At 52.7% G+C, this 16742-nt stretch carries 1 protein-coding gene; it reads left to right on the forward strand.

Annotated features, from left to right (window positions below):
- Positions 1-997: 997 nt before the first annotated feature.
- Positions 998-16618: an amino acid adenylation domain-containing protein gene (locus tag ACUN2T_RS08005; RefSeq protein WP_445497013.1), complete on the forward strand. Its 15621-nt coding sequence runs from the start codon at positions 998-1000 to the stop codon at positions 16616-16618.
- Positions 16619-16742 lie beyond the last annotated feature (124 nt).

Below are 16742 nucleotides of genomic sequence, written 5' to 3' on the forward strand. Positions count from 1 at the left end.
CTATAATCGCGTGAGCTTCTTAATCTTTACATACCGAATAGTTTTTAATGAAATTATACCGAACTGACAGAATTAATAGATATATATTATTAATATTATAGTCAGCTTGTTTTTTTATATTCATATTTATCAGGCTAAAGTACTGTCCATTTATAGATATTGGCTGAAAGCTGGGGTTTCATGTGACTCATTCTTCCATCAATAGAAATAAAATATATATTTGGATAAGTAATGAGTTATGTTATTTTTTATTTTGATATTATTTATTTAAGGTATTAAATTCAATTTATTTTCATATTCATAATGTTTTTCTATTATTACAAGGGAATATATACAAAAATTAGTATTTATTTGAAATTGTTTCATTCCGGTGTTAAATGTAATTAGCGTTTACATTAGTTGTATAATTTGATTATTATAAAATAATATGTCGTTAAGTTAGTTTATATTTTATATGGGGAAATATGCATATATTTATTGTAACACCATGATAACTAATATTTTTATTGGGTTTTCTCGTTGCTTGGTTGTTGGGGGGATTGATATTTATAAACACCTGGTTTTATCTGAAATAATTTCAATCAGATATTAATACTAAATGGACAAAATACAGCAAGGACTTAGCGCTCATGCCAGTAGATATATTCAATAGATCCATTTTTATTTAGTTGTGGAATTCAGCGTCGGCCAATAAAAAATTGACGTAAATCAAAGACGCTTATCTAAAAAACAGGAAAAAAATGGAATGCCTTATTTCGGTTCATCTGATGAACCATTTATTCCGTTGTCAGGAAAATTATCGTCGCAAAATTGTTAATTATGCGGATGTTAACCGGGCTATTACATCCAACAGCTGAGAGAAAGTATTGCTGGAGTCTCTTTTGATGCCTGGTGTGCCCGTTGTTATTTTTCCGAAAAGTCAAAGAAAAACATTTGTGATGGTTACTGGGAATAACCGTTTTCAAATATCCAATAGATTCGTTGAGGTAGTAAGCAGATGAAAGAGAGAATTGCCAGAAAGGAAAATACCCTTGGCGCGGGGTTAATGAGTGTGTCGTCAGAAACGGAGAGTGACGACATATCTGTCCGAAAGTTTAATGTGTTATCTGAGGCTGAACGCACATTGTTGCTGGAAACTTGGAACGCCACTGAAACAGGGTATCCTGACCAGCTGTGTATCCATCAGCTGTTTGAACAACAGGCAGAGAAAACCCCGGCCGCCACGGCGCTAATCGCCGGGGATCAGATCCTGAGTTATGCGGAATTGAACGCCCGGGCCAACCGGCTGGCTTGTCAACTGATTGAACAGGGAATTTACCCGAATGACCATGTGGCGATCCTGTTAGAGCGCTCGGTTGAACTGGTGGTGGCTCAATTGGCTATCCTTAAGGCTGGTGCGGTTTATGTCCCCGTCGATCCTAACGTACCGAATGAGCGAAAAAGCTGGCTGATAAACGATTGTGCCGCCAAATTACTGCTGACGGATATACAGACGGAGATCCCAACTGACTTGGGTGTCCCACGGCTCCGTCTTACCCCCGAGACAGAACCGATCCGGGAAGAAGAGCGTTGCAATCTTGAGTTATTGGGTTCCAGCACGGGGCCGGCGTATATCATGTATACCTCCGGTTCGACGGGGATACCAAAAGGGGTCATCGTGCCTCACCGGGCGGTCGTCCGGCTGGTCATCAATAATGGCTATGCTGACATCGACCCCAATGACCGGATTGCTTTCGCGGCTAACCCGGCTTTCGATGCCAGCACCTTCGAAGTTTGGGCACCATTGCTCAACGGTGCTGCGCTAGTGGTTATTGATCATACTACGTTGCTGACGCCGCGGGATTTTGTCCGGGCATTACAGGCGCATCGCATTACAGTTCTGTGGATGAGTGTCGGGCTGTTTAACCGGCTGGCGGCGGAGCTATCCCCGGTGTTGCCTCAACTTAAAATGTTGTTGGTCGGGGGCGATGTCCTCGATCCGCATGTCATTGCTCAAGTGCTGCGTAAGAACCCGCCACAACAGTTGTTGAATGCTTACGGCCCGAGTGAGGGAACCACGTTTACCACGACCTACCATATTGACGCGTTAACATCGGGGATGACTTCTATTCCTATTGGTCGGCCCATTGCCAACACCCGGATTTATGTGTTGGATACTGACGGTCAGCCGGCACCATTGGGGATAATCGGTGAGATTTATGTCGGGGGTGACGGCGTGGCCTGCGGTTATTTCAATCGCCCTGAACTGACCGCTGAACGCTTTCTCACCGATCCATTTAGCGATAAACCGAATGCGCGTATGTACCGAACCGGAGATTTGGCCCGTTATCTGCCGGACGGCAATCTGGAATTCCTGGGCCGTAACGACCAGCAGGTGAAAATCCGCGGTTTCCGGATTGAACCGGGGGAAATTGAGGCCCGGCTGGTGGAATATCCGGCGATACGTGAAGCCGTGGTGCTAGCGTTAGGGGAGGGGCAGGACAAACAACTGGTTGCCTATGTGCTGACCCAAGAGAATGACGGATTGGCTGCCCGCCTGCGTGAACACCTGAGTGCGCGGTTGCCGGATTATATGGTACCGGTGGCCTTTGTGCGTCTGGATGAATTCCCCTTGACGCCGAATGGTAAATTGGATCGTAAGGCGTTGCCGGCACCGGGGGAGGACGCCTTCGCTCGTCAGGTTTATGCAGCGCCGCGAGGAGAGATGGAGATTGTTCTGGCGACCCTTTGGCGCGAATTACTGGGTATTGAGCGGATTAGCCGACATGACAGTTTCTTTGCATTGGGCGGTCATTCTCTGCTCGGTGTACGGATGATTGAACGCTTGCGCAGCCTGGGATTGACACTGGCTGCCCGTAACCTGTTCCAGAGCCCGGTGCTATCAGAACTGGCCCAAACATTGGAGCAACATCAGGTTGTCGTGGTGCCGGCCAATATCATCACATTAGCGACCACGGCGTTGACGCCAGAGATGTTGCCGCTGATTGATCTGACCCAGCCTGAGATTGACCACATTGTTGAACAGGTGCCGGGCGGGATCGCCAATATTCAGGATATCTACGCTCTGTCGCCGTTGCAGGACGGTATCTTGTTCCACCATCTGCTGGCGAAGGAAGGCGATCCTTATCTGCTGGCCTATCCGATGATTTTTGCTGACCGGGCGTTGCTGGACCGCTATCTGGTGGCGATGCAACAGGTGGTTGATCGCCATGCTATCCTGCGGACTGCGTTTATCTGGCAGGGATTATCTACACCGGCGCAGGTGGTCTGGCGTCAGGCACCTTTATCGGTCACTGAACTGATCTTGGATCCGGCTGACGGGCCGGTTGGCGAGCAATTGGCTCACCGTTTTGACCCGCGTCAGTATCGTTTTGATCTGAGTCAAGCCCCATTGTTGCGTTTTGTGGTGGCGCAGGAAACCGATGGCCGCTGGCATGTGCTGCAATTGCAGCATCACCTGATTGGCGACCATACGACAATGGACGTGATGCACCACGAAGTGCAAGTCTGTCTTGCCGGGCAGAGCGACAACTTGCCGGTACCGGCACCTTTCCGCAATCTGGTGGCGCAGGCCCGGCTGGATGTCAATCAGGCAGAGCATACCCGCTTCTTTACCGACATGCTGGCTGACGTGGATGAGCCGACGCTGCCGTTTGGCCTGACCGAGGTGCATCGTGATGGTTCGCAGGTGACACAATCGCACCGGATGTTATCGCCGGAGCTAAACGATCGCCTTCGTCAGCAGGCGAAACGTCTGGGCGTCAGTGTGGCAACATTGTGTCATCTGGCCTGGGCGCAGGTGCTGTCCCGGACCAGCGGGCAGAAGAAAGTGGTATTCGGCACCGTGTTGTTTGGGCGCATGGCGGCGGGGGAAGGGGCTGACAGCGGTATGGGGCTGTTTATCAATACCTTGCCGCTGCGATTGGATATGGATGACACGCCGGTGCACGACAGTGTACGGCTGGCACAGTCCCAGCTGGCCGGATTGCTGGATTATGAACATGCGTCACTGGCGCTGGCCCAGCGTTGCAGTGGGGTAGCGGGCGGCACGCCACTGTTTAGTGCCCTGTTGAACTACCGGCATAATGAGCCGCCGCTGATCTCTCATGAGTCTGTACCGGGTATCGAATTCCTGGGCGAACAGGAGCAGACCAACTACCCGTTTGTGTTGTCGGTAGAGGATGGGGGTTCTACTCTGGGGCTGACTGCGCAGGTAGTACAGCCGTTTGAACCGGATCGGGTATGCGGTTATATGCAACAGGCGCTGGCAAGTCTGGCAGAAGCGCTGGAATGGGCACCGGAAACGCCGGTACGGGCACTGAACATTTTGCCTGAAACGGAACGCGCGTTATTGCTGGAAACCTGGAACGCGACCGAAACACCGTATCCTGAGCAGTTATGTATTCATCAGTTGATTGAACAACAGGTAGAAAAAACGCCTGAGGCCATAGCGTTGCTGTATGAAGGACAGACCCTGAGCTATGCCGAATTGAATGCTGATGCCAATCGGCTGGCCCATCAACTGATTGCTCTGGGAATCACGCCGGATCAGCGGGTGGCGATCTGCATGGCAAGCTCACTGGCGCGGGTAGTGGGGTTGTTGGCGGTGCTGAAAGCCGGTGGTGTCTATGTGCCGCTGGACCCGGCTTATCCGGGGGAACGTCTGGCGCATATTCTGAATGATGCGGCCCCCTCAATCATATTGGCTGATGAGATCGGCCGGGTCGCGTTGGGCGAGGAGGCGCTTACCGGGCTGACTCTGCTTGATCCAAATACCTTGCCTGATCAACCGGACAACAACCCGCAGGTACCGGCGCTGACTTCCCGTCATCTGGCCTATGTGATTTACACCTCCGGTTCTACCGGCATGCCCAAAGGGGTGATGGTTGAACATCGTGGGCTGGTTAATCTTATTCGGGATAAAATTGTCCAGTTTGGTATTCATTCCGGTAACCGGGTGTTGCAGTTCGCTTCATTTGGTTTCGATGCCAGTGTCTGGGAAACCATGATGGCGCTGATCGGTGGAGCGGATTTGGCTATTCCGACCGACACGGTTCGTCAGGATCCGCACCGCCTCTGGTATTACCTGGAAGAACAAGCGGTGACGCACGCTTGTTTGACTCCGGCTTTGCTACGGGATGGGGCTGATTTACCGGCGCTGACGATAAAGCCGACCGTGATACTGGGCGGTGAAGCGCCCAGCCCGGCGCTACTCCAGACATTGAGCCGCCGGGCCAGGCTGTTCAATGCCTATGGCCCGACAGAAATTACCGTGTGTGCCACCCACTGGCACTGTCCGTCAAACTATACCGATGTGTTGGCACCTATTGGACGTCCGACGGCGAATACCCGGGTTTATTTGCTGGATGACTATGGTCAGCCAGTGCCATTGGGGGCGGTGGGGGAGCTGTATATTGGCGGTGCCGGTGTGACGCGCGGCTATCTCAATCTCCCTGACTTGACTGACGAACGTTTCCTGGCCGATCCATTTAGTGATGTCCCTGATGCGAGAATGTACCGCACCGGGGATTTGGCCCGTTATTTGCCGGATAGCAATCTGGTGTTTGTTGGCCGTAATGACCAGCAGGTTAAAATCCGTGGATTTCGGATTGAACCGGGTGAAATTGAAGCCCGGTTGACAGAATATCCTGTGGTGCGCGAAGCGTGGGTGCTGGCGCAGGGCGACGGGCAGAACAAACGTCTGGTCGCTTATGTCGTGGCAGAAGAAGATAACGGATTGGCGGCCTGTTTGCGTGAACATCTGAGTGCTATTTTGCCTGATTATATGGTGCCGGCGGCTTTTGTGCGTCTGGATGCCTTTCCGCTGACGCCAAACGGTAAGCTGGATCGGCGGGCGCTACCGGTGCCGGATCAGAATGCCTTTGTTCGTCAGGTTTACACTGCACCACAAGGGGAGACAGAAACTGCACTGGCGGCTATCTGGTGTGAATTATTAGGCATTGAGCAGATAGGCCGACATGACAACTTCTTTGCGTTGGGGGGGCATTCATTGTTGGCGGTACGGGTTATGAACCGTATCGCCGCTTTCGATGTTGAACTGCCGCTGGTTGCCTTATTTACGTCACCGTCACTTGCGGCCTTTGCGGAGAGGATCTGCGCCCAGCGCAATGTGGGAGGGAATAAATTATCTGAGATTATTCCCGTATCCCGTAATAGCGCCTTACCATTGTCATTCGCTCAACAGCGTCTGTGGTTCCTGGCGCAGTTTGATGGCGTCAGTGATACCTATCATATTCCGCTGGCACTGCACCTGCGTGGTCAGCTTAATATTACCGCCTGGCAGCAGGCGCTGAATCATCTGTTTGCCCGCCACGAAGCGCTGCGTTCAGTTTTTATCATGGTTGACGGTCAGCCTCAGGTTGAACTGTTACCGGCGGAATTTGGTCTGCCGGTGAAACAATACGATCTGCGTAACGCGCCTGAAGTGGATGAACAACGTAAGCGCCTGTGTGCACAGGAAACAGAAACGCCGTTTGATCTTGCCCGTGGTCCTTTAATCCGTTGCGCATTGATACAACGGGCCGATGAGGATTACGTCTTCTTGCTGACTCAGCATCACATTGTGTCCGATGGTTGGTCTTTAGAGATATTGAAATCAGAACTGGGTGCACTTTATGCGGCCTGTTTAAATGAACAGCCTGATCCATTACCGCCCTTGGCGATTCAATATCCTGATTATGCTGTTTGGCAGCGTAAGGTGTTCTCTGGTGAAGGGTTACGGGTGCAAAGTGATTACTGGCACCGCACGCTGGCTGATGCTCCGGTATTGCTGGAATTGCCGACAGATCGGCCCCGTCCATCCCGGCAATCATTTACCGGTGGCCGGATACCGGTGCAGATTGATGCCACGTTGGTACAGGCCCTGAAACAGTTGGGGCAACAGCACGGTACCACATTGTTTATGACATTGCTGACCGCTTGGGCGGCATTATTGTCGCGCCTGTCCGGGCAGGAGGATCTGGTGATCGGTATACCGAGCGCCAACCGCAACCGGCGGGAGATCGAACCGCTGATCGGATTTTTTGTCAATACCCTGGCGTTGCGCATTGATTTGTCCGGTACACCGGATATGGTCACACTGCTCCAGCGTGTGCGGCAGACGACACTGGGCGCACAGGCGCATCAGGACCTGCCTTTCGAGCAGGTGGTTGAGATCGTACAACCGCCCCGCAGACCGGAGCATACCCCGCTATTTCAGGTGATGTTTGCCTGGCAGGAGAGTGACACCGAACAGTGGCAACTGCCGGGATTAGCGGTGACGCCAGTTGTACAGGGATACGATATTGCTAAATTCGATCTGCAACTGGAATTGACCGAAAAAGCGGGTGAGGTTGTTGGGGAGCTGAATTATTCTTCTGCCCTGTTTGATCCTGAAACGATTGAAAGGCAGGTCGGCTATTTGCAGGCCCTATTACGGGCGATGGTGAACCATCCTCAGCAATCAGTCACGACCGTCGATATTTTGTCATCCACTGAGCGGACGTTATTGCTGGAAACCTGGAATGCCACCACAGCGCCGTATCCTGAACAGTTGTGTGTTCATCAGTTGTTTGAACAACAGGTGGAGAAGACCCCGGACGCCATAGCGGTAAGGTATGAAAATCAGACGCTCAGCTATGCCGAACTGAATGCCCGTGCCAATCGGCTGGCGCATCAGCTGATTGCATTAGGTGTAATACCAGACCAACCAGTAGCCATTTGTGTGACACGATCACTGGAGAGAGTCGTGGGATTGCTGGCGGTGTTAAAAGCGGGTGGGGCTTATGTGCCATTGGATCCGGCTTATCCGGGTGAACGTCTGGCTTACCTGCTCACTGATGCCGCGCCAACGATTTTGCTAGCGGACAACATTGGGCGGACGGCACTGGGTGAAGAAGCACTGGCGATGCTAACCGTGCTCGATCCGAATACCCTGACGGATCAGCCGGACAACAACCCACAGGTTCCTGAACTCACCTCACGGCATCTGGCGTATGTGATCTACACTTCCGGCTCCACCGGCAGACCGAAAGGGGTGATGATTGAACATCAGAGTGTGGTTAACCTGACGCTGGAACAAATTGCCCAGTTTGATGTTGGTGTAACCAGCCGGATGTTGCAGTTTGCCTCATTTGGCTTTGATGCCAGCGTCTGGGAAATCATGATGGCGCTGGGCAGTGGGGCTATGCTGGTTATTCCTGCTGAAACAATCCGGCAAGACCCGCACCGTCTCTGGCATTACCTAGAAGAACAGGGGGTGACGCACGCCTGCATGACACCGGCCATGCTTCACGATGGTGCGGGTTTGCCGGCGATAGCCATAAAACCCACATTAGTATTCGCAGGAGAAGCGCCGGCTACTGCTCTGTTTCAGACATTGTGCGGCCGGGCAGATTTGTTCAACGCCTATGGCCCGACGGAAATCACCGTTTGTGCCATCACCTGGCATTGCCCGTCAGATTATACGGGAGGATTAATTCCCATTGGTAGACCGACAGTGAACAAACGTGTCTATCTGTTGGACAAACAGGGTCAGCCGGTGCCGCTGGGCGCAGTAGGTGAGTTATATATTGGCGGTGTGGGTGTGGCGCGTGGCTATCTCAATCGCCCTGAACTCACAGCCGAACGCTTCCTGACGGATCCGTTTAGTGATGACGCTGATGCCCGGATGTATCGCACCGGGGATTTAGCCCGTTACCTGTCGGACGGTAATCTGGTGTTTGCTGGCCGTAATGACCAGCAGGTTAAAATCCGCGGTTTCCGTATTGAGCCGGGTGAAATTGAGGCGCATCTGACCGAACATCCGACGGTGAGTGAAGCGTGGGTACTGGCGTTGGGTGATGGTCAGGATAAGCGTTTAGTTGCCTATGTAGTGGCAAATAATGTAGTGGTAGAAACGGATAACGGACTGGCCGCCAGTCTGCGTGAACACCTGAGTGCGATTTTACCTGACTACATGGTACCGGCGGCTTTTGTACGTCTGGATACTTTTCCGTTGACTCCGAACGGTAAATTGGATCGCCGGGCGTTGCCGGTGCCTGATCAACATGCCTTTGCCCGCCAGGTTTATGAAGCGCCGCAAGGGGAAATTGAGCGGGCGCTCGCCACTATCTGGAGTGAATTGCTGGAGGTTGAGCAGATTAGCCGGCATGATAGCTTCTTTGCACTGGGTGGTCACTCGCTGCTGGCTGTCAGGATGATTGAACGTTTGCGGCGTAGGGGGCTGGGCGTATCGGTCCAAACGCTATTTGAGCATCCGACACTCAGTGTTTTGGCCCAGTCTCTGGCGCAACATTGTGAAATCAGGGTACCTGACAACCGCATTACACCGGATTTTCTTACACTGACGCCAGAAATGTTGCCGTTGATTGAGCTGACTCAGCCTGAGATTGACTGCATAGTTGAGCAAATTCCGGGCGGGATTACCAACATTCAGGATATTTATGCCCTGTCACCGCTACAGGATGGCATTTTATTCCACCATTTGCTGGCAAATGAAGGCGATCCTTATCTGCTGATAACCCAACAGGCTTTTGCGGATCGGTCTTTACTGGATCGTTATCTGGCCGCGGTTCAACAGGTGATTGACCGCCATGATATCCTGCGTACCGCGTTTATTTGGGAGGGGCTATCAGCTCCGGCTCAGGTGGTTTGCCGTCAGGTACCCTTATTCATCACAGAATTGACACTCAATCCGGTTGACGGTTCGATCAGTGATCAACTGGGCCAACGCTTTGATCCGCGCCGGCATCGTATTGATCTGAGTCAGGCGCCATTGTTGCGCTTTGTCATTGCTCAGGATACGGATGGCCGCTGGATCCTGCTGCAACTGCTGCATCACCTGATTGGCGACCATACCACGTTGGAAGTGATGAACAGCGAAGTGCAGGCGTATCTTACCGGACGGGGAGACAGCTTACCGGCTTCGACACCTTTCCGTCATCTGGTGGCGCAGGCTCGGTTGGGCACCCGCCAGCCAGAGCATACCCGTTTCTTTACCGATATGCTGGCGGCGGTGGATGAGCCGACGTTGCCGTTCGGATTGACGGAAGTCCACCATGACGGCTCGCAGGTGACGGAATCGCACCGGAGGTTGACGTTTGTACTGAATAACCGTCTGCGTAATCAGGCCCGGCGGTTGGGCGTCAGCGTGGCGGTGCTGTGTCATTTGGCCTGGGCGCAGGTGTTATCGCGTACCAGTGGTCAGAAGCAAGTGGTATTTGGCACGGTGTTGTTTGGGCGTATGCAGGCTGGCGAAGGTGCCGACAATGGCATGGGACTGTTTATTAATACCCTGCCGTTACGGTTGGATATGGATGAAACCCCGGTGCGAGAGAGTGTACAGACCGCCCATACCCGATTAGCAGGATTATTAGTGCATGAACATGCCTCACTGGCGCTGGCTCAACGTTGCAGTGGGGTAGCCAGTGGGACACCGTTGTTCAATGCGTTGTTGAATTACCGACATAATACCCAGCCGGTCACGCCGGATGAAATCATCAGCGGTATTGAATTCCTTGGGGCACAGGAGCGGACCAACTACCCGTTTGTGTTGTCGGTAGAGGATGGTGGTTCCGATTTGGGGCTGACTGCTCAGGTCGTGCAGCCATTTGATCCGGAAAGGATATGTGGTTATATGCAGCAGGCGCTGGAAAGTCTGGTGATAGCACTTGAACAGGCACCGGAAGCGCCGGTACAGACATTGGAAATCCTGCCGGAAACGGAGCGCACATTGTTGCTGAAAACCTGGAATGCGACTGAAACAACCTATCCTGACCAACTGTGTATTCATCAACTGTTTGAACAACAGGCAGAGAATGCCCCGGACGCCACAGCATTGGTATATGAAAACCAATCCTTTAGCTATGCGGAATTGAATACCCGTGCCAACCGGTTGGCCCATCAGCTTATCGCGCTGGGTGTCGCACCGGATCAACGGGTGGCGATTTGCGTGGCAAGTTCACCAGCGCGGATAGTCGGGCTGTTGGCCATATTGAAAGCCGGTGGTGCCTACGTGCCGCTGGATCCTGCTTATCCGGGTGAGCGTCTGGTTCATATTTTGACCGATGCTGAGCCGGCTATTTTGTTGGCAGATGATACTGGCCGTTCAGCATTAAATGAGCAAATGCTTGCACAACAAGTTGTTCTTGATCCGAATTCATTGCCTGATCAGCCGGACAACAACCCACAAGTTTTTGCATTGACCTCCCGTCATCTGGCTTATGTGATTTACACCTCCGGCTCAACCGGTACGCCGAAAGGCGTGATGGTTGAACATTGCGGGCTGGTCAACCTTATCCGGGATAAAATCGCCCAGTTCGCCATTCATTCCCATAGCCGGATGTTGCAATTCGCTTCATTTGGTTTCGATGCCAGTGTCTGGGAAATTATGATGACATTAGGCAGTGGTGCCAGCCTGGCTATTCCTGACGATGCTGTTCGCCAGGATCCGCGCCGCCTCTGGCATTATCTGGAAGAGCAATCGGTGACGCACGCTTGTTTGACGCCCGCCCTGCTGCGGGATGGCGCTGATTTACCGGCGATGACCATCAAACCAACATTGATACTGGGCGGTGAAGCGCCCAGTGTGGCTTTGCTCCAGACACTGAATGGTCGGGCAACGGTATTCAATGCTTATGGCCCGACAGAAATCACTGTTTGCGCCAGCGCTTGGCGTTGTCCATCAGACTATCGGGATGGATTCATTCCTATTGGGCGTCCGACAGCCAACACCTGTATTTATCTGCTGGATGCTTGTGGCCAGCCGGTGCCTTTGGGAGCGGTGGGTGAACTGTATATTGGTGGTGTCGGTGTAGCGCGTGGCTATCTCAATCGTCCTGAACTGACTGGCGAACGTTTCCTTGCTGATCCGTTTAGTGACGCAGCCAATGCACGGATGTATCGCACCGGGGATTTGGTTCGCTACCTGCCGGACGGCAATCTGGTATTTGTTGGCCGCAACGACCAGCAGATTAAAATCCGTGGTTTCCGGATTGAACCGGGGGAAATTGAAGTTCGGCTGACAGAACATTCTGCGGTACGTGAAGCGCTGGCATTGGCGCTGGGTGATGGGCAGGACAAACGTCTGGTTGCTTATGTAGTAGCAGAAGCGGATGACGGGCTGGTTAACCACTTGCGTGAACATCTGAGCGCGTCACTGCCTGACTACATGGTACCGGCGGCCTTTGTCCGTCTGGATGCATTCCCGCTGACACCTAATGGCAAACTGGATCGCCGGGCGCTTCCGGCACCGGGGGAGGAAGCCTTTGCCCGCCAGATTTACGTGGCACCACAAGGGGACACGGAAACCGCACTCGCCGCTATTTGGCATGACTTACTGGGCGTTGAGCAGATAAGCCGATACGACAGCTTCTTTGCTTTAGGGGGGCATTCATTGCTCGCGGTGCGGATGGTTGAACGCTTGCGTAATCTGGGTTTAACGCTGGCAGTACGTGACCTGTTCCAATCTCCTGTACTGTCTGAACTTGCTCAAACCTTGAAACTGAATCAGGGCGAAGGTGTGCCTGCCAACGTCATTACACCGGCAACGATGGCGTTGACACCGGAAATGTTACCGTTGATTGATCTCACTCAGCCTGAGATTGATCACATCGTCGAACAGATACCGGGCGGGATCAGCAATATTCAGGATATCTATGCATTGTCGCCGTTACAGGACGGCATTCTGTTCCACCATCTACTGGCAAACGAAGGTGACCCGTATTTGCTGGCTGGCCAGATGGCTTTCGCTGATCGGCCTCTATTGGACCGTTATCTGGCGGCGGTTCAACAGGTCATTAACCGCCATGACATCCTGCGTACCGCTTTTATCTGGGAAGGATTATCGGTTCCTGCTCAGGTGGTTTGCCGTCAAGTGCGATTGTCAGTGACTGAACTGACACTGGATCCGGCTGATGGACCGGTCAGTGACCAGTTAGCTCAACATTTTGATCCGCGCCGGCATCGTATTGATTTGGGACAGGCACCGTTGCTGCGCTTTGTCGTGGCACCGGAGGCTGATGGCCGCTGGATTGTACTGCAACTGATGCATCATCTGATTGGTGACCATACCGCGCTGGATGTGATGAGCAACGAAGTTCAGGCCTATCTTGATGGACAGCTTGACGGACAGGAAAGCAACCTGCCTGCGCCGGCACCCTTCCGCAATCTGGTGGCGCAGGCCCGGCTGGGGGTAAGTCAGGAGCAGCATGTTCGCTTCTTTACCGACATGTTGGCCGAGGTGGATGAACCCACGTTGCCGTTCGGATTGACTGAGGTACATCATGATGGCTCGCAAATGACAGAATTACACCGGATGTTGACCACCGGGCTGAATGACCGCTTACGTGGTCAGGCCCGGCGTCTGGGTGTGAGCCTGGCCGCCTTGTGCCATCTGGCCTGGGCGCAGGTATTGTCGCGTACCAGCGGACAGGAACAAGTAGTATTCGGCACAGTATTGTTCGGGCGCATGGCCGCCGGTGAAGGTGCAGACAATGGCATGGGATTGTTTATCAATACCTTACCGCTGCGGCTGGATATGGATGACACGCCGGTACAGGACAGTGTACAGGCGGCACACAATCGGCTGGCGGGATTGTTGACACATGAACATGCATCACTGGCGTTGGCTCAACGTTGCAGTGGGGTGCAGGGTGGAACTCCACTGTTCAGTACCTTGCTGAACTACCGGCACAACGCATTGCCGACGGCTTCGAATGAAATCATGGACGGTGTTGAATTCCTTGGCGCACAGGAGCGGACCAACTATCCGTTCACGCTGTCAGTGGAAGATTTTGGTGAAGCGCTGGGTTTAACTGCGCAAATTGTCCAGCCATTTGACCCGGAGCGGGTATGCGATTATATGCAACAGGCGCTGGAAAGCTTGGTGGCGGCACTTGAACAGGCCCCGGAAACACCGGTACGGATGCTGGAAATCTTGCCTGAAACCGAGAGGCATTTGCTGCTGAAAACCTGGAACGCGACGGAAACCGCGTATACTGACCAGCTGTGCATCCATCAACTGTTTGAACAACAAGCCGAGAAAACCCCCGATGCCACGGCGTTGATTTATGAAGAGCAAGCCGTCAGTTATGCGGAGCTGAACGCTGGTGCCAACCGGCTGGCTCATCAATTAATTGAACTGGGTGTGCAGCCTGATCAACCGGTGGCGATTTGTGTGAAGCGTTCACCATCAAGGATTACAGGGCTATTAGCAGTACTGAAAGCGGGTGGTGCTTACGTACCATTGGATCCGGCCTATCCGGGTGATCGTCTGGCTTATATGCTGAATGATGCCGCTCCGTTAGATCCTGTCCCGTTAATAGTACTGGCGGATAATACCGGGTGTGCCGCACTGGGTGAAGACGCGCTTGCGAGATTAACCGTACTTGACCCGAACACCCTGCCTGATCAGCCGGACAACAACCCGCAGGTTCCTGCGTTAACTTCACGGCATCTGGCCTATGTGATTTATACTTCCGGCTCGACTGGTATGCCGAAAGGGGTGATGGTTGAACATCGTGGGTTGGTCAACCTTATCCGGGATAAAATCAACCAGTTTGGCATTCATTCCCATAGCCGGATGTTGCAATTCGCCTCATTTGGTTTCGATGCCAGCGTCTGGGAAATCATGATGGCATTGTGTGGTGGTGCCACCCTGGATATTCCTGCCGACACGGTTCGTCAGGATCCGCTGCGCCTTTGGCATTATCTGGAAGCACAGGCGGTGACTCATGCCTGCCTGACACCGGCTCTGTTGCGGGATGGTGCGGACTTACCGGAGATAACCATAAGACCAACATTGATACTGGGCGGTGAAGCGCCTAGCGCGGCGCTGCTTCAGGCACTGCGTGGCCGGGCCACGCTGTTCAATGCCTATGGCCCGACAGAAATCACGGTATGTGCCACGACTTGGCGTTGTCCGGCAGATTATACCGATGCATTAACGCCTATTGGACGTCCAACGGCCAACACCAGTGTTTATCTGCTGGATGCTTGTGGTCAGCCGGTCCCATTGGGAGCGGTAGGGGAATTGTATCTCGGTGGTGACGGTGTAGCGCGTGGCTATCTCAATCGTCCTGACCTGACCGCTGAACGTTTCCTGGCTGACCCGTTTAGTCAGACACCGGATGCGCGGATGTACCGAACCGGGGATTTGGCCCGCTACTTGCCGGATGGCAACCTGATATTTATTGGCCGTAATGACCAGCAAGTTAAAATCCGCGGATTCCGGATTGAACCGGGTGAGATCGAAGCTCGGCTGACGGAGTACCCGGCGGTGCGTGAAGCTATCGTACTGGCTCTGGGGGACGGGCAGGATAAACGGCTGGTGGCTTATGTGGTGGCACCGGCGGATGATGGATTGGCTACCTGTTTGTATAGCCATCTGAGAGCACTGTTGCCTGACTACATGGTACCGGCGGCTTTTGTCCGTCTGGACGCATTCCCGCTGACCCCTAACGGTAAGCTGGATCGCCGGGCACTGCCGGAACCTGATCAGAATGCCTTTGCTCATCAAGCCTATGAAGCGCCGCAAGGGGAGGTTGAGATCGCATTGGCGGCTATCTGGCGTGAATTGCTGAAAGTTGAGCAGATAAGCCGGTATGACAATTTCTTTGCGTTAGGTGGACACTCGCTGCTTGCTATGCGGATGATAAACCTTGCCGCAGGTCGTGGTTTGATGTGTACATTGAATAACCTGTTCCAATTCCCTGTGCTGGCTGAACTGGTATCAAAAATCACATTAGATCCACTGTCTCAGCCGCAAAGCAGTGCGATACCTGTGCGGCCATCAGGAATGGAACCGCCACTATTCTTTGTGCCTAGCGGCATGGATGATTACTCTTACGTTTTCGGGCTGGCTCAACATATTCAGTCAGACTATCCGATTTATGCTTTGCCCTGGCCGTCCATCAATGAAGAGCAGGTATCAACGATTGAAGCGTTGGCCGCCAAAATGATCACCTTTATGAAGGCGGTTCAACCGAAAGGCCGATACCGGATCTACGGTTACTCTTCTGGTGGTGTACTGGCTTATGCCATTGCCCAGCAACTTTTGAACGCCGGTGAGACCGTCGATTTCCTGGGTTTGATTGATACGCCAGCCCCTCACTGCTTCAAGCAGCAGGTCATTCAACCGAAACTCCAATTTCTTGCCGAACTGGCAAAACAATCGGGCGGGGAACATGAAGAGGAGATTGCGGTATTGCATCAGAGAATCGATAAACTGAATTTGGTGCAATTTATTGCCGCAGCGCAGCAACTGGAACTATACCCGGCAAACCTGCGTCCTGACTTGATCGCAAAACGTTGGGAACAGATGGGAAATTATGTGCAAATGGTCAAAGAATATGAACCACAAGCCTTGGCGATAACGCTCCACCAGTTCTATGCGATGGAATCTTATCCGCAGATCCCTTTCGTGACGGAAGCGACATTGCCCTCCTTGAGCATGGAACCGTCGCTAGGCTGGAAGCAGGTGGTACCTGATTCTTCGCTCCAGCTAACATCTGTACCGGGCGACCATTTTAGCCTGATGGAGGATAGTGAAAATAAAACCATTTTGGCTAAAACCTTAAGTATGGCATTGGCAATGAATTGTGAAGCGGAGGCGGTGTAATATCAGTGATATTGCAGGAATAGCAAGGGATTATTGACGACGATGTTGTCCGGTTAAAGGTATTTATAATGGGCAAGGATGCCCGCACCTTAATGAGTAATACCCCTTGTCGTTACCCATAACA

The sequence above is a fragment of the Photorhabdus machadonis genome (genome assembly GCF_052657765.1).

Coding starts and splice junctions, on each gene's coding strand:
- ACUN2T_RS08005 (WP_445497013.1), top strand. CDS start 998: ATGAAAGAGAGAATTGCCAGAAAGGAAAATACCCTTGGCGCGGGGTTA.